Source organism: Noviherbaspirillum sp., from assembly GCF_035254865.1.
In the GTDB taxonomy this organism is placed as follows: domain Bacteria; phylum Pseudomonadota; class Gammaproteobacteria; order Burkholderiales; family Burkholderiaceae_D; genus Noviherbaspirillum.
Genome location: NZ_DATFAF010000022.1, coordinates 15,350 through 34,250 on the forward strand (window position 1 = coordinate 15,350; position 18,901 = coordinate 34,250).

An 18,901-nucleotide genomic window follows, 5' to 3' on the forward strand; every position below is an offset into this window, starting at 1 on the left:
TTCATGACAACGGTCGCAGTGTACGAACTATGTGGGCGCCTGTCCACCGGGCACGATGGTATATCCGCGGTCATGCCGTTCGCCATCCCATGGATATGGTGCTCCCGGGATCACGCCTGCGTTCCGGGCACAGTGACTTGCGCGTTTGTGCCGTGCGCCTGCATACCCGTAGTCAATGCCAACGCACGACAAATGGTCCATAATGAACTAATGACCTGTCGTTCATGGATCGTAAAAAAAGACAGGGGGCATCTTTCCTCTTTTTCTCTTGGCGATGCAGATCCGCGCAAAATCGGCCCCGTTCTTCGCGCACTGGCTCATCCTGGGTACGGCACTGCTTGTTCTTGGCGGTGCCGGCATCTTTTATTCCTTGCAGGAGCAACAGCGGACGCAACAGCGTGAAGAAGACCGCTTGCTGGCGCAGGCGCGCGTGGTCCAGGAAAACGTCGGCCAGAACCTGCTTGCCATCAACCAGGCGCTGCACGATGTGCGCGACGAGCTCCCCGCACTGCATGCCGGACGTGACTTCAACCTCTATCTCCGCACACTGACGGATGCCATGCCGGCGATCCGCACCCTGGCCGTGCTCGATGCCCATGGCGAGGTCATCGGCGCCAGCCGGCCGGAACTGATCGGCGGGAATTTCGGACAGCGAGCCTATTTTCAGGAAGGGCAACAACACCCGGATGCCGAGAGTCTCTATATCTCCGCGCCGTTCCGTACATCACTGGGTGTTTTCTCGATCAATGCGACCAAGGTTCTGCTCGACGCAAACGGGAAATTTGCCGGCGTGGCGACCGCGACCCTGGATCCGACGTATTTCGCACCGCTGCTCGAATCGGTGCGCTACACGCCGGACACGATGACTTCCATCGTGCATTGGAACGGGACGCGATTCCTGGTACGGCCGGACCAGCAGGATGCGGCCGGCATCAATCTCTTGCGGCCCGGTACATTTTTTTCCCGGCATCGCGACAGCGGCCGGGAGGCCACGGTGTTTTCCGGCCTGGTTTACGCCAGCGGCGAGGAGCGCATGATCGCGCAACGCACCATCATGCCGGGCGGGCTGAAGATGGACCAGCCGATGGTGATCGCGGTCAGCCGCCGGCTCGATCGCATTTACGCCATCCTGTATCGCGACACCAAGATCCTGGCCGTTATTTACGGAGCGATTGCGCTGCTGTCGGTTGCCGGCTTGTATGCATATCGGCGCAAGCACCTGGAATCCACTGCAAGGGAGGCCGAGGCCTTCAGGCGGGTGGAAGCAAGCGAGCGCTTCATGAAGATGATCGCGGATCATTTGCCGGGCATGGTCGCCTACTGGAACGATGAATTGCGCTGCCGCTTCTCCAATGCCGCCTATCTGGAATGGTTCGGCAAGACACCGGAACAAATGCGCAATATCCGCATTCAGGACCTGATGGGTCCGGAGTTGTTCGCGAAGAACGAGCCGTACATGCGCGCCGCGTTGCGCGGCGCGCCGCAGTTGTTCGAGCGCACGCTGTTCAAACCCGACGGCAGTGTCGGTTATACCTGGGCGCAATATATTCCGGACAAGGAGGGCGACACGGTAAAGGGTTTCGTGGTGCTGGTGTCGGATGTCACGAAACTCAAGCTAGTCGAATTCGCGCTGGCCGAAAGCGAGTCGAAACTGAAGACCATCATCGAGACCGAGCCGGAGTGCGTCACGCTCCTGTCGCTCGATGGCGGCGTGCAACAGATGAATCGCGCCGGGCTCGATATGATCGGCGTCGATGCCGAGGAGCAGATTGCGGGATCGCGGCTATGCGACATGGCCGTTCCCCAATATCAGTCCGCATTGCGCGAACTGAATACGAGTGTCGTCAGCGGCGAGCGCGGCCGGTTCGCTTTCGAGCTGATCGGACGCAAGGGGGCGCATCGCTGGCTCGAAGCGCATGCGGTGCCGATGCGGGACAAGGACGGCAGCATCAACGGATCGCTGTGGGTGATCCGTGACATTAGCGACCGCAAGAAAGCGGAACAGGAGCTGGAGAGGCTGGCCCAAACCGACTTCCTGACCGGCCTTGCCAACCGCCGCCAGTTCCTGTTACTGGCGGGGCAAGAGCTGTCCCACGCCGCGCGCTATGGCGGCCCGCTGTCGGTACTGATGATGGACATCGACCACTTCAAGAAGATCAATGACACCTATGGCCACCAGTGCGGCGATATTGTTCTTCAAACCTTTGCCACCGTGTTTCATGACACCATGAGGACCGTCGATATTACCGGTCGCCTTGGCGGCGAGGAGTTCGCGGCCGTATTGCCGCAGACCGATGGGGAACACGCATTGGAGGTGGCGATGCGCCTGCTGGAAGTTGTCTCGACCACCGAAGTGCGACTCGACGATGGGCGATCGATCCGCTTCACAGTATCGATCGGTCTGGCAAGCCGGGTTGGTACGATCGACAGTGTGGATAGCTTGCTGGCGTGCGCCGACGCCGCGCTCTACGACGCGAAGAATACCGGCCGCAACAAGGTTTGCGTGTACCGGGCCCAGGCATAGTTTCCTCGTGAGGATCTATTTGTAGCTCGCCATGCCTTCCCGCTCCACGAACGCCAGCAGAAACTCCACGAAGCTTTCCGCCGCCGGCAAGGGCGAACGGCCGTGGCGCGAGAACACGAAGAACTTGCGCGTCACTTCCGGTTCATGCAGGCGGCGCATCTGCAACTGGTACAGCTTCACCAGCGATTCCGCATAGGGCAGGCAGGCCGCGACGCCCAGATCGGCGCTCACCATCGACAGCGCCGTCGTCATGAAAGTCACTTCATTGCTCGGGCTGAGCGTCAGGTCGCGGAAGGATGCATGCAGGTCGAGCGCGAGCTTCTCGGAAAACTGTCCCTGCAGGGCGATGAAGGGATAGCGCATGGCGTCCGCCCAGCTCACGCGCCGCTTCTTTTCCAGCGGATGCTTCTTCGGGAAAACCAGCATGAAGGGCATTTCGAACAGGGGCATGGCGTCGACGCCCGACACCAGGTCGCGCTCCGGTCCGACGCCGATATCCACCTCGCCGCTCAGCACGCGCGACACCACGCTTTCCACGCCGCAATCGACCAGCTTCACCTGCACGTTCGGATATTGCAGCCGGTAAGCCTTGATCACCTCGGGCAGCAGCGTGCAGGCCATCAGTTGCGGCACGGCCACGCGCACCAGGCCTTTCTTCAGGGCCTTGAGGTTGTTGATTTCGCCCAGCGCGCCGTCGAGGTCCAGCACCAGCTTGTCGACCAGCGGATAGAACTCCTTGCCGACGTCCGACAGCCCGAGGCGGCGCGTGGTGCGGTCAAAAACCTGCACGCCGAGCGTCTGCTCGAGTTCCTTGATCAGGCCGCTGAGTGCGGATTGGGTCACGTGCAGGCTGTCGGCGGCGCTGGTAAAGCTGCCGGTCCGGACGACGGCGATAAATGCCCGCAATTGGCGCAGGGTCACACTCATCAGATTTGCTGATAAATCCAGTAGAAAATCCCGTTTGAATGATAAACCGGTTTGGACTTTAATGCTCCATGTACATGTTGCGTTCAACGCGGCACTGCACCGCAGGCTTCCGCAAACCACTCAAAGGAGACAGGAATGAAGGTCAAGAAGATTCACCACGTCGCATACCGTTGCAAGGACACCAAGCAGACCATCGAGTGGTATCGCAAATACCTCAACATGGAACTGGTGCTCGCCATCGCCGAAGACCAGGTGCCCTCGACGGGCGCGCCCGATCCCTACATGCACATCTTCCTCGATGCGGGCAACGGCAACATCCTCGCCTTCTTCGAACTGCCGAACCAGGCGCCGATGGGCCGCGACGCGAATACGCCGATCTGGACCCAGCATCTGGCGATGGAAGTCGACACGATGGAAGAAATGCTGGAAGCCAAGAAACGTCTCGAAGCGGACGGCATCGAAGTCATCGGGCCGACCGACCACACCATCTTCAAGTCGATCTATTTCTTCGACCCCAGCGGCCACCGCCTGGAACTCGCCGTCAATACCGGCACGCCGGAGATGATGAAGAAACTCGACGAGGTGAAGTGGGCCATGATCGAGGAATGGGATCGCACCAAGAAGGCGCCCAAGCATGCCGCGTGGATGCATGACGGCAGCTACGCTGCCAAGCAGTAAGAGCACGGCCTTTCCTTCCCGCATGGGCAAGGAAAGGCGCACAAGCATAACAAGCAAAGGAGCAGGAGACATGTTCAGCCGCCTCGGAAGATGGGCGTCACGCGGACTCGAAATCGCGATCGTCGCGTGTTTGTCCATCATGGCCATTCTGGTATTCGGCAACGTCGTGTTGCGTTATGCCTTCAATTCCGGCATTGCGGTATCGGAAGAGCTGGCGAGGCTGCTGTTCGTCTGGCTGATCTTTCTCGGCGCAATTCTCGCGTCGGCGCAGCATGCGCACATCGGCTTCGACACGCTGGTGACCAGACTGCCGACCGCTTGGAAAAAGATCCTGATCGTCGCCACCGGGTCCTTGATGCTGATCGCCTGCGTGATCTTCATCGTCGGCGGCTGGCAACAGGCGGTGATCAATCTCGACAACACGTACCCGGTGCTCGGCATTTCGTATGCGTGGCTGTATGCGGTGGCGATTGCATTCGGCGCCGGCATGGTCCTGACCATCGGCGCCAATCTCTGGAAGGCGCTGGCGCACCGCGACAGTGATGAGGATCTGGTCCTGATCAAGGACATCGGCACGCGCATCGAGGAGAAAATCGGCGACGTGGCCGCGCGCGACAGGCAGGAGAAATCCGAATGAGCGCGTTCATCTTCCTCGGCATCCTGCTGGCGCTGATTACCATCGGCATGCCGATTGCCTTTGCCTTGCTGTTCGCGGGCGTCGGCATCATGCTGCAGCTCGACCAGTTCGATTCGCAGATCGTGGTGCAGAACGCGATCGGCGGCGCCGACAACTTCGTCCTGATGGCCGTGCCCTTCTTCATTCTTGCCGGCGAGTTCATGAATGCCGGCGGCTTGTCCAAGCGCATCGTCGACCTGGCCGGCGCCTTTGTCGGCCACCTGCGCGGCGGGCTCGGTTATGTGGCGATCTTCGCAGCGGTGCTGCTGGCCAGCCTGTCCGGCTCGGCGGTGGCCGACACCGCGGCGCTGGCGGCGATCCTGGTGCCGATGATGCGCCAGGCCGGTTACGACCCGGCGCGCGCATGCGGGCTGATGGCGGCCGGCGGCATCATCGCGCCGGTGATTCCGCCGTCCATCGGCTTCCTGCTGTTTGGCGTGGTGGCCAACATTTCGATCACCCGCCTGTTCCTGGCGGGCATCATGCCGGGCGTGATGATGGGGCTGGCGCTGGTGTTCGCCTGGTGGCTGGTGTCGCGCAAGGCCGATACCAAGCTGGCGCCGAAGATGCCGCTGCGCGAACGCCTGGCCTTGCTGGGCAAGGGCTTCTGGGCGCTGATGCTGCCGGTGATCATCATCGGCGGCTTGAAGTTCGGCATCTTCACGCCGACCGAAGCGGCCGTGGTCGCCGCCGTCTATGCGCTCTTCGTCGGCCTCGTGGTCTACCGCGAGCTGACGCTGGCCACGGTCTACCACTGCCTGCTGGTCACCGCGCGCACCACGGCGGTGGTGCTGCTGCTGGCGGCGCTGGCGATGGTGGCGTCCTACATGATCACCGTCGCCGACATCCCCGGCCAGGTCGGCGCATGGATGCAGGCCTTCGCCGGCAGCCAGTTGCTGCTGGTGATCGCGATGATGGTGGTGGTGTTCTTCGCCGGTATGGTGCTCGACTTCATCCCCATCGTGCTGATCTTCACGCCGGTATTCCTGCCGATCGTGCAGCAGGCCGGCATCGATCCGGTGTATTTCGGCGTGGTGTTTGTGATGAATTGCTCGATCGGCATGATCACCCCGCCGGTCGGCGTCGTGCTGAATGTCGTGAGTTCGATCGGGAAAGTGTCGATGTCCGAAGCGGTGCGCGGCGTCCTGCCCTTCCTGATTGCTGAAACGGTAGTACTGGTTGCCCTGATTGTCGCGCCGTCGCTGGTGACGGTGCCGGCATCGTGGTGGCATTGAAAATAAACGAGAGAAGGAGAAACAAGTCATGAAACCAATGCACACACTGATGGCGTTCGCGATCGCAAGCCTGCTGGCCGGCTCGGCGCTGGCGCAGACGACCGCCAAGTTCGCCGTGACGCTGCCCGAAAAATCGCATCAGGGGCAGGGCGTGGCCAAGTTCGTCGAACTGGTGGAAGCCAAGAGCAAGGGCAAGATCAAGATCAAGCCCTTCTATAACGGCGCGCTCGGCAACGACGTGCAGGTCACGTCCGCGCTGCAGGGCGGCACCATCGAATTCACTGTGCCGCAGACCACCACGCTGACCGGCATGGTGAAGGAATTCGAGATCCTCGATTTCCCCTTCCTCTTCAGCAACGAGCAGGAAGCGGAGAAAGTGCTGGACGGCGCAACCGGCCAAAAACTGCTCGACAAGCTGCCGGCCAAGGGACTGGTCGGCCTCGCGTATTGGGAGAACGGTTTCTTCAATGCGACCAACAGCAAGCATCCGATCGCCAAGGTGGAGGACTTCCAGGGTCTGAAGTTCCGCGCGATCCAGGCCAAGATTTCGCAGGAAACCATCAAGGCGCTGGGCGCCAATCCGGTGCCGCTCGCGGTGCCCGAGCTATACACCGCGCTGGAAACACGCACGGTCGATGGACAGGGCACACCGACCGCGGTGATTGCCGCGCTGAAGCTGAACGAGGTGCAGAAGTACCTGTCGCTGACCAAACATGCCTACGGCGCATTCGTGCCGCTGGTGTCGAAGAAGTTCTGGGACAAGCTGTCCGAGGCCGACCGTGCGGTCCTGCGCGACGCTGCGCTGGAGGCGCGCACTTACCAGCGCAAGGTGGCGCGCGAGCAAGCTGCGTCCGCACAGGCGCAGATGGCTGCGAAGGGCCTGCTGGTCAACGAGGTCGCGCCGGCCGAGCGCGCGCGCATGCGCGACAAGGTCAAGCCGGTGTGGGACATGTTCTCGAAGGAAGTCGGACAGGACATGTTCGCGGAGGTGACCCGTCAGCTCGACACGAAGTGATCTTTCACCAACCCTCCGCCTGAACAAGAAAGACAAGGAACCATGAAACTCGCCACACTCAAGACCGGCGGCCGCGACGGCACGCTGGTGGTGGTCAGCCGCGACCTCACGCAATGCCAGCCCGTGCCGCACATCGCACGCACACTGCAGGCCGCGCTCGACGACTGGGAACGCACCGCGCCGCAATTGCGGGAGGTCTATCTTGCATTGAACAACGGCGCCGCCCGCCACGCGCAGCCCTTCGATGAGACGCAATGCCATTCGCCGCTGCCGCGCGCTTATCAGTGGGCGGACGGATCGGCCTATCTGAATCACGTGGAGCTGGTGCGCCGGGCGCGCAACAGCGAAGTGCCGGCCTCGTTCTGGACCGATCCCCTGATGTACCAGGGCGGCTCCGATTCCTTCGTCGGTCCGCGCGATCCGATGTATGCGCTGAGCGAGGAATGGGGCATCGACCTGGAGGCGGAAGTCGCGGTCATCACCGGCGATGTGCCGATGGGTGCGACGCCCGAACAGTGCGCCAAGGCGATCCGACTGGTCATGCTGGTCAACGATGTGTCCTTGCGCAACCTGATCCCGGCGGAGCTGGCGAAGGGTTTCGGCTTCTTCCAGTCGAAGCCGGCCAGCGCGTTTTCCCCGGTGGCAGTCACGCCGGACGAGCTGGGAGATGACTGGCGCGACAGCAAGCTGCATCTGCCGCTGCTGGTGCAGGTGAATGCCCGGCCCTTCGGCAAGCCGAACGCCGGAGTCGACATGACGTTCAACTTCAGTCAGCTCGTCGCCCATCTCGCGAAAACGCGCGAAATCGAAGCTGGCTCTATCGTCGGTTCCGGCACGGTCTCGAACAAGCACGACAGCCTGCACGGGTCGAGCATCGGCAAGGGCGGCGTCGGCTACTGCTGTATCGCGGAAGTGCGCATGGTCGAGACGATTGAAAGCGGCGCGCCGAAAACCGGTTTTCTGCAGTTCGGCGACACGGTGCGCATCGAAATGGAGGATGCGCGAGGCAACAGCATTTTCGGGGCGATCGAGCAGACGGTGGCGAAATATCCAAAGCCGGCATAGCCCACGCTGTTTATCGCATGGCGATATTTCACATCATTACTTTGAATCATCTCAACAATGCTGAAACTCCATACCTACTTTCGCAGCTCGGCCGCTTACCGCGTGCGCATCGCGCTGAACCTCAAGGGCCTGGCTTATGAGGCGATCCCGGTGCATCTGCTGAAAAACGGCGGTGAGCAGTTGCAGGAATCCTATCTCGCGATCAACCCGGCGGGCCTGGTTCCCAGCCTGGAGGATGGCGGGCACATCCTGACGCAGTCGCTGGCCATCCTGGAATACCTGGACGAAGCCTACCCGGAAGTACCGCTGCTGCCGCGCGATCCCTTCGCGCGGGCCAGGGTCCGGGCATTGGCGCAGACCATCGCGTGCGAAATCCATCCGCTCAACAACCTGCGCGTGCTGAAGTACCTGACAGGGCCCCTGCAGCAGACCGAAGAAGCCAAGACGCAGTGGTACCGGCACTGGACGGAACAGGGTTTGCGCACGCTCGAAGCGCATCTGGCGCGCAATTCGGACCAAGCGGAAACCGCTGCCTTTTGCCATGGCGACACACCGACGATGGCCGATTGCTTTCTGGTACCGCAGGTGTTCAATGCACAACGCTTTCAGGTCGACATGTCGGCCTACCCGACCGTGATGGCCATCCATGCCCGCTGCAGCGCGCTGAAGGCCTTCGCGGCGGCACATCCGTCGCAACAGCAAGACGCAGAGTAAATACCCCGCCCTCAGGAGCGCACCGGCAGCAGGCTGCGTACGCCGCGCAACAAGGCGACAGCCAGCCTGGAGCCGGGATTGCCGCTGCGCCGCACCCTGCGCGCCCACAACCTTGCCCGCCGCAAACCGCGGGCAAGCGCATTGCGCAACAAGGTGTCGGGATGGCCGAACATGTGCAGGCGCGAACGATACAGGACGAGGTCGTCGAGGTTGCGCTGCGTTGCCCGCAAACGGGCCTTGTACTCGTCCTGCCCCCACAGCAGATGGTATTCATTGCCGCCCTTCGCGATGCATTCGCAGGCGGTCAGGTAGCAGCACAGGGTGCCGAGCCGGTAATCGTTGTAGGCCGGTTCATGGGCCAGCACTTCCAGGAAGTAGTTCTCGCCGGCGCGGTAATTGATGGTGCCCGCGCAAACGCGCCCGTCGATGGTGATGACGGCCACCATGCCGCACTCCATCGCAAGCTGGATGATGCGCTGCGTCGCGTCGTCGTCGTTGATCGACACCTTGCCTTTTCCGGCCATGCGGCTGCGATTGAATTGGACGATGGCGCGGATGTGATCGGGGTCGATATGACGCCCTTCGGCCACCTGAAAATGGAAGGTGGGGAAGTCGCGCTTGAGCTTGTTCAGATAGCGGTGGATATAGCTGCGGGTCGCCTTGCCCATGCCGGCAAGGTAATCCTCCGTGCTGGACGGCAGCGTGATCACCATGTCTTCCAGGCAGTTGAAGCGCTCGAAGGGCAAGGGCAGGCGGCTTACCATGGCCTGCACCGCATGGAAGGCAATGACGTCCACTTCGGGGTAGGTGGCAAGAATGTGGCGCGCAAACCGGCTGACCTCGTGATCGTCGAGCAGAATGCCTTCGTTCAGCACCTGCACATGGTTTTTTTCCCGGCGGAACAGCCAGACGGTGACCAGCACGCCATCGTCAAACACCGCGTAGGTGCTGATATTGCTGCTGCGGCCATAGACCCTCAGGTGCGACAGCGACGAGAACAGGTTGCCGTACAGGCGCAGCAGCGCCGCTTCCGCGAAAGGTGGAACCTGGCCTTCATGGCATTGAATGGTAATGCCATACTCCGCCACCGCCCCGAGGGCGGCGCGAGGCTGGTCGGCGTCGATGGCCGTAGCAATGGAACCGCGTGCGCTCATCTTCTTGTCTCCGTATTTTTGTGGCGATTCGTTGTTCGTCATTGATTGAAGGTGCTGTGCTTGCTGGACAGTACCGCGACGTGCATGCCTGCCATCACGCCTTCATGCCATTCATCGCATGCGGCTGGTGCAGGGCTCGTCTAGATTGAACGGTCAGGGGAGGAAGAGTTCATCGCGCTTGCCGATTGCAATGCGCTTGTTTGTGTGAGCGCAAAAGTGCGGGCAGAATCCGCAACCGACGGTAGTCCTGCTCCTATATTTATTGGGATTGCCCGCACACGGCGCCGCTATCGGACCATCAGGCAAGCTCGTCCTCAGGGCCGCCCGCTTTCTGCCCGCGCGATGGCCAACACCCTGCCATTTTCCATGCGGGAATCGGGTCTGCGGCTGTTCCGACAGCGCAAAAACCACATCACCTGTAGGGCTTAATCCGGCGCATCGAAGAGTCGCGTAGAATCTGACCAAAAGAACAGCATTCCTCATCGCCTCCAATCAGAAGAATAAATTGATTCGCCGCCTACACACAGCACTGTGCTCGCCCGCGCACCTCACGCGCCGCTCCGTCCGCGGCCTGTGGGCATTGCAGAACCGGGAACGCGTGCGGCTCTGGGCAGAAATGTCCCAGGTGCGGGGCTTGATGCAGCTGCTGATGAAGCAGCGGAATGGCTATCGATGGGACGACGCGGACCGCCGCACCATCCGCGCGCAGTTGCGCAAGCTGGCGTCGCTCAGTCCCTACATGCTGCTGTTCGTCTCGCCGGGCGGATTTCTGGCTTTGCCGTTGCTGGCCTGGTGGCTGGACCGACGCAGGCAAAGGCGGCATGACGGTGTGCAGCAGCCGACACTCGAATAATTGAATTGAATCCGAAATCATTGCGCCGCAGCGCCGGCGCAATGCGTGTGCCAGGACCCAGCATGCTCGAACAACACAGACCAACGGACCAGACGGCGCAGGCGACAGCGGGCCCCCTCCCCAAGAGCGCCGAGATCGCCGAGATCGAAGAACGGTTCAACCGCATCACGCGCCTCACGCAGCGCGCATTCAACGCGCCGATCGCCTTCGTGCTGCTGGACGAAGCCGGCCAGCGACGGTTCCAGTCGTGCCAGGGATTGGCGGCCGACGACTTGCCCTACTGCCTGCCGTTTTGCGAGAGCGCTTCTTCGGACGGCGGGCCCGGCGTGATCGACGATGCCGTCGCCGATCCGCGCTTCGCGACCAACCCGCTGGTAACGGGTCCGACCCAGGTCCGGTTCTATGCCGGATGGGCGCTGCAGGACCGGGCCGGCAAGCGGATTGGCACGCTCGGCCTGTTCGACCGTGCTCCGCGCCGGCTGAATGCGGGCGATGTCGACGCCTTGCGCGACCTGGCGCAGTGGGCCGAATCGGAAATGAACAACCGTGCCCTGCTGCGCGCGCTGACGGTTGCGGAAGAGAGTGAATCGCGCCTGCATGCGGTGGTCGACAGCGTGGCCGACGGCATCATCACGCTCGACCAGTTCGGCAAGATCGTGTCGATCAATCCGGCCGCCGTGCGCATCTTCGGCTACCAGCCGGAGGAAGTGATCGGGCAGAACATCAAGGTGCTGATGCCGACCGATTATCATCACGCGCACGACGGCTACCTGCGGAATTTCCGCGACACCGGCAGGACCCGCATCATCGGCCAGGACCGCGAAGTGACCGGTCGCCGCAAGGACGGCTCGCTGTTCGCGATGGAACTGACGGTCAATGAAATGTGGCTGGGCGGCCGGCGCGGCTTTGCCGGCATCATCCGCGACATCACCGTGCGCCGCGACAACGAGCGAAAGCTGCGCGAAAGCAGCGCGCTGCTGCAGACGGTGATGAGCAGCACCTCGTCCTTCGTGTACGGGCGCGACATGCATGGCCGCTTCCTGTTCGCCAACAAGGAATACAAGAAGGTGTTCGGCTTCGCGCCCGGCCAGCTGGTGGGCAAGTCCGTGGAAGACGTCTATCCTCCCGAGCTGGCGCGCTACAACCGCGAGAAGGATCAGGCAGTGCTGCAAGGCGGCCCCGGCACGCGGCTGGAAGACGAAATACAGGTCAACGGAGACGGGCCGATCTTCCTGGTGGTGCGTTCGCCGCTGATCAACGAGAAGGGCGAGGTGTATGGCGTGTGCGGCGTCGGCACCGATATCAGCCAGCGCAAGGCAGCCGAAGAGGCCATGTCAGCATTGAATCGGCAGTTGGCCGAGACCACCGGGCTGCAGCAGGCCATCCTCAACAGCGCTAATTTCTCGATCATCGCCACCGACCTGCATGGCACGATCCGGCTGTTCAACATCGGCGCACAGCGCATGCTCGGCTACGAGCCGGACGAACTGATTGGCAAGAGCACGCCGGATGTCTTCCACGATCCGGAGGAAATCGTCGCCCGCGCGCATCTGCTGAGCATCGAGACCGGACGGCATGTCGCGCCCGGCTTCGAAGCGCTGGTGGCGCGCACCCGGCGCGGTCTCGCCGACGAGCATGAGTGGACCTATATCCGCAAGGACGGCAGCCACCTGCCGGTGATGCTGTCGGTGACGGCGGTGCGCGACGAGCACCAGCGCATCACGGGCTTTCTCGGCATCGCCTACGACCTAACCGAACGCAAGCGCGCCGAACACATCAAGGATGAATTCATCTCCACCGTGTCGCATGAATTGCGCACGCCGCTGACCTCGATCCGCGGCTCGCTGGGGCTCCTGACCGGCGGCGTGGCGGGCGACATCCCGGAGCGCGCCCGTCACCTGCTGCAGATCGCGAACAACAATTGCGAACGCCTGGTGCGGCTGATCAACGACATCCTCGACGTCGAAAAGATCGAGTCGGGCAATATGCGCTTCGAGATCGTGCCGCAGCCCATCCTGCCGCTGATCGAGCAGGCACTCGATGCGATGCAGGATTACGCCGCGCAGTACCAGGTCAGCTTCGAGCTGCAGGTGCAGGCGGCGGACGTGCGGGTGGCGGTGGACGCCGACCGCATGGTGCAGGTGATGATCAACCTGCTGTCCAATGCCGCCAAGTTTTCGCCGCAGGGCAGCCATGTGCAGGTGCGCCTGACGCGCCTGCCCAACTGCATGCGCCTGTCGGTGATCGACCAGGGGCCGGGCATCGTGGGGGAATTCCGCGAACGCATCTTCCAGAAATTCGCGCAGGCCGATTCCTCGGATTCGCGCCAGAAGGGCGGCACCGGCCTCGGCTTGAGCATTTCGCGCGCCATCGTGGAAAGGCATCACGGCCGCATCGATTTCGACGGCGTACCGGGCGGAGGCACCGAATTCTTTGTGGAATTGCCGCTGATCGCCGGCGATGGCGAACACTCCGCCATGCGCGCCGGCCATGGCCGCATCCTCATTTGCGAAGACGATCCGGACGTGGCGCAATTGCTCGGCATGATGCTGGCGCAAGCCGGCCTCCGCAGCGATATCGCCTATGACGCGGCACAGGCGCGGCGCCTGCTGGCGGAAGGAAGCTACGAGGCGATGACGCTGGACCTGGCCTTGCCGGGCGAGGACGGCGTTGCGCTGCTGCGCTGGATGCGCCAGCACGAAAGCACGCGCCATCTGCCGGTGGTGGTGGTGTCGGCGCGCGCGGAAGAGGGACGCCGCAGGCTGACCGGCGGCGCGATCGGCATTGTCGACTGGATTCCCAAGCCGATCGACCAGGCGCGCCTGATCGCGGCCTTGCAGAGCGTGATGCACAACTGCAGGAGCGATGCGCCGGCGGTGCTGCATGTGGAAGACGACCATGACCTGGTGAAGGTGGTGACCGCCCTGTTGCATCCCGACGTCGCGGTCCGGCATGCGCGCACGCTGGCCGACGCGCGCGACCATCTCGCGGCCGAGTGCTTCAAGGCGATCCTGCTCGACCTGCAACTGCCCGACGGCCACGGCTCCGAATTGCTCGGCACGCTGCCGCCGCTGAACGCGGCGACGCCGGTCGTGGTGTTCGCAGCCGAAGATGTCGATCAGCCAACCATCGACAATGTGCATGCCGCGCTGGTAAAGTCGCGCACGCCCAATGAACAACTGCTTGCCATCCTGCACGAACTGATTCGTCAGTCGCGCGGAGAATAAAGGACGATCAATGCCGCGTGGATCGCTCAACCAGATTCTTTACGTCGAGGACGACCCGGACATCCGTGTCGTGGCCGGGATCGCGCTCGAACTCCTGGGCGGATTCAAGGTGACCGAATGCACGTCCGGCCGCGAAGCGCTGGACGCGGTGGCCGGCGGCCTGGCGCCGGACCTGATCCTGCTGGACGTGATGATGCCGGACATGGACGGGCCGGCCACGCTGGCAAGATTGCGCGCGCTGCCGCCGGTGGCCGCCACCCCGGTCATCTTCATGACGGCCAAGGTGCAAGCCGGCGAAATCGCGCAGTACCAATCGCTTGGCGCCATCGGCGTGGTCGCCAAGCCCTTCGATCCTATGCAACTGGCGCAGCAGATACGGCGCCTGTGGGAGCAGGCCGATGCCGAATAAGGACGACCCCGAACTGAACGAAGCGCTGCGCGCCATCGAACAGACCTACAGCGCGCGGCTGCCGGAGCGCTTGCGCGAGCTCGGCGACTGCCTGCAGCATTGCCTGGAGGAGCCGGGCGACAACAACCATGTGCAGCAACTGCTGGTGAAGCTGCACAGCCTGGCCGGATCGGCGGGCACCTTCGGTTTTTCCGAACTGGGCCTGCGTGCGACGGAACTGGAGCTGCTGCTGGGCAGCTTCATCGCCGGTACCGCGCCGGGCGGCAAGGATTTTGTGCCGGTCGCCGTGCGTTTGAAGGAATTGCTGCGCTGGGCCGCCGCCAATCCGAAAGGCGACAGACCGGTGCGCTTGTTGCCGCACGCAGCTGCCGCGCCGCACCCGGACAGCAAGGATAGCGAGGACAGGCTGATCTACCTGGTGCATGACAATGCCGAACTCGCACGCGATATCGCCGGCCAGCTGCAGGTGTTCGGCTATCCGGTGACCATCATCAGCGAGCTGCCCAGCCTGGACGCGGCGATTGCGCAACGCGTGCCGGCCGCGGTCGTGATGGACCTCGGCTTTCCTGCCGGGATCCTGGCCGGCGCAGCGGAGGCCGCGCGCATCCGCCGGCGCGGCGAACGGCATTTCGCCTTGATCTTCATCTCCACCCGCAGCAATTTCGCGGCGCGGCTGGCGACGGTGCGCGCCGGCGCCGATGGTTATTTCGCCAAGCCGCTCGACATCGTGGCATTGATCGACCGTCTGGACCGCCTGCTGGCACGCGACGAGTCGCGGCCGTACCGGGTACTGCTGATCGACGAGGACCCGGAAACGGCCAACTACCATGCGACCGTCCTGCGCGGCGCGGGCATGGAAACGCGGGTACTGGAAAGAGCGGACGAAACCCTGCATGCGCTCGGCGAATACCGGCCCGAACTGATCCTGATGGATTTGTACATGTCGACCTGCAGCGGCGTCGAACTGGCAAAGCTGATCCGCCAGGACAACATGTATCTCGACGTGCCGATCGTGTTCCTGTCGAGCGAAGCGGACGTCGACAAGCAGCTCCATGCGATTGAATCCGGCGCGGACGATTTCCTGACCAAGCCGATCAAGCCGGTCCATCTGGTGTCCGCGCTGTCGAGCCGCGCGCAGCGCTATCGCGAGCTGCGCGGCCTGATCATGCGCGACAGCCTGACCGGCCTGCTCAACCACTCCGCGCTGAAGGAACACCTGATGCGCGAAGTGGCACGCGCACGGCGCAGCGGCGCACCGCTGACGCTGGCCATGCTCGACCTGGATCATTTCAAGCGCGTCAACGACACCTACGGCCATCCGGTCGGCGACCAGGTGATCCGCGCGGTGTCCCGCCTGTTGCAGCAACGCCTGCGGCGCGGCGACATCATCGGCCGCTACGGCGGCGAAGAGTTTGCGCTGATCATGCCCGCCACCCCGGCTTCCACCGCAGCGGTGGTGGTGGACCAGATTCGCGCATCGTTTTCGCATATCCGTCACCACTCGGAACTGGAAGACTTCACCACGACCTTCTCGGCCGGCGTGGCGCAGCTGAAGGGCGACGAGGATGCCGACGCCTTGCTGTGCAATGCCGACGCGGCGCTCTACCGCGCCAAAAACAACGGACGCAATCGCGTGGCGAGTTGAACCATGCGGTTTTGATTCAAGTCAAAGTTTTTCGCGGCGCCGACCGCGAAGATGCCTTACTCCTGCCTTGCCCGCGTAATACATGACCCTGGCCGACATCGGCCCGGGCGGGCGGCTGCATTTCTCACGCAGGACATTTTCTTGGACAAATCACTCATCACCGCAAAACCCGCCAGGCGGCGCATCCTCCTGGTCGACGACGATGTCGTCACGCTCGATCTGCTGAGCCACTTGATCCAGCATGACGGATATATCACGGAACGCGCCGCCTCCGGCGAGGAAGCGCTGGAGAGAATCGCCTTGCAGGAACCGGATCTTGCGCTGCTGGATGTTGTTCTGCCCGGCATGAGCGGGCTTGAGCTGGCAAAGCGCCTGCAGGCCGAGACGACGGTGCCGTTCATGTTCCTGTCCTGCCGCGACGATCTGGCGCTGGTACGGGAAGCGACCGAATACGGTGCGCTCGGCTATCTGGTCAAACCGTTCACCCGTGAGCAGATGATCCCCGCCATCGAAGCCGCGCTCGCCAGTGCCGAAGAGATTCGCCAGTTGCGGCGCACCGAATTCAACCTCACCGCCGCACTGGCAGCCGGGCGCGAAACCAGCATGGCGGTCGGTCTGCTGATGGCGAAGTTTCAGACCGATCGCAACACCGCATTCGAAGTGCTGCGCGATTTCGCCCGCTCGAACCGTCGCCGCTTGAACGAGGTTGCACAGAATCTGCTGGCGGCCGAGGAAACCTTGAACGCGCTCAAGCCGATGATGACGAAAGCGCGCATCAGGTGAATTCGTTCATTTGAGAAATTATTTTGATCTGCCCGATTTACAACAACGATGTTGCCATGCAGAATGTCCAGGTATTCTTGTTTTGCCGCGCGTCGTTGACGACGGTTTGACGTCTGCCCCACAGACTGGAACCTCTATCCCGTTCCCGAAAACCGTCGAAGCCCGACGCCACACCTCCCGCCGCCCATTCCCTGCGGCACCTTGCACATAATTCGGCCCGCACTCCGCCGAAATCATTCGCCGTCTGCGCCACCGCGCCGCTGGCACGCTACGTCATTGTCCCGGTCTCCTGAAAGGAAACTCATGAGTTTTGCAAATTTGAAAATTGGAACGCGGCTCGCGCTGGCATTTGCGTCGGTCCTGACCCTGCTGGTCATGATCACGGTACTCGGCATCACGCGCATGGGTCAGATCCAGGACCGTCTATCTGAAATCGTCAACGTCAACAATGTGGAATTGAAACTGGCCTCCGCGATGCGCCTGACGGTTCACGATCGAGCGATTGCCGTGCGCAATGTGGTATTGCTGACGACGCCGGCTGAAATGAAACCCGAGGTCGAACGCATCAAGGAACAGGGCCGTGCCTACATGGAGGCAGAACAGAAGCTGGCGAAAATATTTGCCGATACGCCGGGCACGACGGCAGAAGAGAAGGCGTCGCTTCTGCGCATCAAGGAGATCGAAAGCGCCATTCTGCCCTTGATCGCCAAAACCACCGAGATCGGCCTGAACAATGACACGGTCGGCGCCGTCAAGATGCTCATGCAAGATATTCGTCCCGTCCAAAGGAAATGGCTGGACGCGCTGGATGATCTGGTTGCGCTCGAAGAGAAGCTCAACACTCAGGCCGCACGCAATGCCGAAGAGGCTTTCCACACCGCGCGCATGCTGATGGCGCTATTGAGCCTGACTGCAATTGCCTGCGGCGCGTTCATCGCCTGGTATGTGACGCGCGGCGTGACGCGGCCGATCACGACTGCCGTCAAGGTAGCGCAGACGGTTGCAGGCGGCGATCTGACGAGCCGCATCGAGGTCACCACAAAGGATGAAACCGGCGCGCTGCTGCAATCGCTGAAGGACATGAACGGCAGTCTGGTCAACATCGTCGCCGAGGTACGGCAAGGCACCGATGCCATTGCGACCGCCTCCGGACAGATCGCATCCGGCAACCTCGACCTGTCTTCGCGCACCGAGCAGCAAGCCAGTTCGCTGGAGGAAACCGCGTCCTCCATGGAAGAGCTGACCGGCACCGTCAAGCAGAACGCCGACAATGCGCGCCAGGCCAACATGCTGGCCGAGTCGGCATCCGAAATCGCGCTGAAGGGCGGCAACGTCGTATCGCAGGTGGTCGATACGATGGGCGCGATCAACGATTCGGCAAAGAAGATCGTGGATATCATCGGCGTCATCGACGGCATTGCATTCCAGACCAATATCCTGGCCCTGAATGCAGCCGTGGAAGCAGCCCGCGCCGGCGAGCAGGGTCGCGGCTTCGCGGTGGTGGCAAGCGAAGTGCGCAACCTGGCGCAGCGCTCGGCGGCCGCGGCCAAGGAGATCAAGACCCTGATCAGCGATTCGGTGGAAAAGGTCGACACCGGCGCGAAACTGGTCGACGAAGCGGGCAGCACGATGAACGAGATCGTCGCCAGCGTCAGGCGCGTGACCGACATCATCGGCGAAATCACCGCCGCCAGCCTGGAGCAGACCGCGGGCATCGAACAGATCAACCAGGCGATCGCCCAGATGGATCAGGTCACGCAGCAGAACGCGGCGCTGGTGGAAGAGGCAGCCGCGGCATCGGAATCATTGCAGGGCCAGGCCGGCAAGCTGACCGAGGTCGTCGGCGTATTCAAGCTGGACGGCATGCAGACGCCGGCGCTCCCGTCCGGCGCTCGCAAAGTCCTGACGCGAAGCGCTGCGCCAAGCGTGCCACGAATCAGGCAATCTTCGGCGAAAACGCACGCTGCCGTCGCCGGGGATTGGGAGGAATTCTAGT

The 18,901-nt window shown here is 62.5% G+C and carries 15 protein-coding genes; 13 read left to right on the forward strand and 2 right to left on the reverse strand.

The features are described from left to right. The first annotated feature begins 274 nt into the window (after window positions 1-274). Window positions 275-2,524: a diguanylate cyclase gene (locus VJ651_RS06035; RefSeq protein ID WP_324106568.1), complete on the forward strand. Its 2,250-nt coding sequence runs from the start codon at window positions 275-277 to the stop codon at window positions 2,522-2,524. A gap of 15 nt (window positions 2,525-2,539) precedes the next feature. Here the strand turns inward: VJ651_RS06035 and VJ651_RS06040 are convergent, their stop codons facing one another. Continuing rightward, window positions 2,540-3,451, reverse strand: coding sequence for a LysR family transcriptional regulator (locus tag VJ651_RS06040; protein ID WP_324106569.1), 912 nt, complete (start codon window positions 3,449-3,451; stop codon window positions 2,540-2,542). Between the two features lie 135 nt (window positions 3,452-3,586). Here VJ651_RS06040 and VJ651_RS06045 point away from each other — a divergent pair, with 135 nt between their 5' ends. From VJ651_RS06045 to maiA, 6 genes are all read left to right on the forward strand, one after another. Further along, window positions 3,587-4,129 (forward strand): VOC family protein, encoded by a 543-nt coding sequence (locus VJ651_RS06045; protein WP_324106570.1) that lies wholly within the window; start codon window positions 3,587-3,589, stop codon window positions 4,127-4,129. Between the two features lie 70 nt (window positions 4,130-4,199). Next, on the forward strand, window positions 4,200-4,766 hold the full coding sequence (locus VJ651_RS06050) for a TRAP transporter small permease (RefSeq protein ID WP_324106571.1): 567 nt from the start codon (window positions 4,200-4,202) through the stop codon (window positions 4,764-4,766). Continuing rightward, a complete protein-coding gene (locus VJ651_RS06055; protein ID WP_324106572.1) occupies window positions 4,763-6,040 on the forward strand; it encodes a TRAP transporter large permease subunit in 1,278 nt (425 codons plus the stop codon). Before VJ651_RS06050 ends, VJ651_RS06055 begins: the two co-directional genes overlap by 4 nt. 28 nt (window positions 6,041-6,068) lie before the next feature. After that, a complete protein-coding gene (locus tag VJ651_RS06060; RefSeq protein ID WP_324106573.1) occupies window positions 6,069-7,055 on the forward strand; it encodes a TRAP transporter substrate-binding protein in 987 nt (328 codons plus the stop codon). A gap of 42 nt (window positions 7,056-7,097) precedes the next feature. Beyond that, window positions 7,098-8,120, forward strand: coding sequence for a fumarylacetoacetate hydrolase family protein (locus tag VJ651_RS06065; protein WP_324106574.1), 1,023 nt, complete (start codon window positions 7,098-7,100; stop codon window positions 8,118-8,120). 60 nt (window positions 8,121-8,180) lie between these two features. Continuing rightward, window positions 8,181-8,834, forward strand: coding sequence for a maleylacetoacetate isomerase (maiA, locus tag VJ651_RS06070; protein ID WP_324106643.1), 654 nt, complete (start codon window positions 8,181-8,183; stop codon window positions 8,832-8,834). 11 nt (window positions 8,835-8,845) lie between these two features. On the opposite strand, the gene VJ651_RS06075 is transcribed toward maiA, so the two are convergent. Beyond that, entirely contained in the window at window positions 8,846-9,988 is a 1,143-nt protein-coding gene (locus VJ651_RS06075; RefSeq protein WP_324106575.1) for a GNAT family N-acetyltransferase, read from the reverse strand. Window positions 9,989-10,493: 505 nt separating this feature from the next. On the opposite strand from VJ651_RS06075, the gene VJ651_RS06080 reads away from it, so the two are divergent. The 6 genes from VJ651_RS06080 to VJ651_RS06105 all read left to right on the forward strand — a co-directional run bounded on the left by VJ651_RS06080 (window position 10,494) and on the right by VJ651_RS06105 (window position 18,900). Continuing rightward, on the forward strand, window positions 10,494-10,841 hold the full coding sequence (locus tag VJ651_RS06080) for a hypothetical protein (protein ID WP_324106576.1): 348 nt from the start codon (window positions 10,494-10,496) through the stop codon (window positions 10,839-10,841). A gap of 62 nt (window positions 10,842-10,903) precedes the next feature. Then, complete coding sequence (locus tag VJ651_RS06085) at window positions 10,904-14,068, forward strand: PAS domain S-box protein (protein WP_324106577.1); 3,165 nt, start codon at window positions 10,904-10,906, stop codon at window positions 14,066-14,068. 10 nt (window positions 14,069-14,078) lie between these two features. After that, window positions 14,079-14,477, forward strand: a complete 399-nt coding sequence (locus VJ651_RS06090) for a response regulator (RefSeq protein WP_324106578.1) — start codon at window positions 14,079-14,081, stop codon at window positions 14,475-14,477. Continuing rightward, window positions 14,467-16,122, forward strand: a complete 1,656-nt coding sequence (locus tag VJ651_RS06095; RefSeq protein WP_324106579.1) for a diguanylate cyclase — start codon at window positions 14,467-14,469, stop codon at window positions 16,120-16,122. The genes VJ651_RS06090 and VJ651_RS06095 overlap by 11 nt, the downstream gene beginning before the upstream one ends. Window positions 16,123-16,263: 141 nt before the next feature. Further along, the gene (locus tag VJ651_RS06100) at window positions 16,264-16,905 is read left to right on the forward strand and encodes a response regulator (RefSeq protein WP_324106580.1); all 642 of its coding nucleotides are present in this window, start codon (window positions 16,264-16,266) and stop codon (window positions 16,903-16,905) included. Between the two features lie 303 nt (window positions 16,906-17,208). Beyond that, window positions 17,209-18,900 carry a methyl-accepting chemotaxis protein gene (locus tag VJ651_RS06105; RefSeq protein ID WP_324106581.1) on the forward strand — a complete coding sequence of 564 codons (1,692 nt, stop codon included), beginning with the start codon at window positions 17,209-17,211 and terminating at the stop codon, window positions 18,898-18,900. The last annotated feature ends 1 nt before the right edge of the window (window position 18,901 follow it).

Excerpts from the sequence above, each read along its gene's own strand:
- VJ651_RS06035 (WP_324106568.1), top strand. The coding sequence starts at position 275 with ATGCAGATCCGCGCAAAATCGGCCCCGTTCTTCGCGCACTGGCTCATC.
- VJ651_RS06040 (WP_324106569.1), bottom strand. The coding sequence starts at position 3,451 with ATGAGTGTGACCCTGCGCCAATTGCGGGCATTTATCGCCGTCGTCCGG.
- VJ651_RS06045 (WP_324106570.1), top strand. The coding sequence starts at position 3,587 with ATGAAGGTCAAGAAGATTCACCACGTCGCATACCGTTGCAAGGACACC.
- VJ651_RS06050 (WP_324106571.1), top strand. The coding sequence starts at position 4,200 with ATGTTCAGCCGCCTCGGAAGATGGGCGTCACGCGGACTCGAAATCGCG.
- VJ651_RS06055 (WP_324106572.1), top strand. The coding sequence starts at position 4,763 with ATGAGCGCGTTCATCTTCCTCGGCATCCTGCTGGCGCTGATTACCATC.
- VJ651_RS06060 (WP_324106573.1), top strand. The coding sequence starts at position 6,069 with ATGAAACCAATGCACACACTGATGGCGTTCGCGATCGCAAGCCTGCTG.
- VJ651_RS06065 (WP_324106574.1), top strand. The coding sequence starts at position 7,098 with ATGAAACTCGCCACACTCAAGACCGGCGGCCGCGACGGCACGCTGGTG.
- VJ651_RS06075 (WP_324106575.1), bottom strand. The coding sequence starts at position 9,988 with ATGAGCGCACGCGGTTCCATTGCTACGGCCATCGACGCCGACCAGCCT.
- VJ651_RS06085 (WP_324106577.1), top strand. The coding sequence starts at position 10,904 with ATGCTCGAACAACACAGACCAACGGACCAGACGGCGCAGGCGACAGCG.
- VJ651_RS06090 (WP_324106578.1), top strand. The coding sequence starts at position 14,079 with ATGCCGCGTGGATCGCTCAACCAGATTCTTTACGTCGAGGACGACCCG.
- VJ651_RS06095 (WP_324106579.1), top strand. The coding sequence starts at position 14,467 with ATGCCGAATAAGGACGACCCCGAACTGAACGAAGCGCTGCGCGCCATC.
- VJ651_RS06105 (WP_324106581.1), top strand. The coding sequence starts at position 17,209 with ATGAGTTTTGCAAATTTGAAAATTGGAACGCGGCTCGCGCTGGCATTT.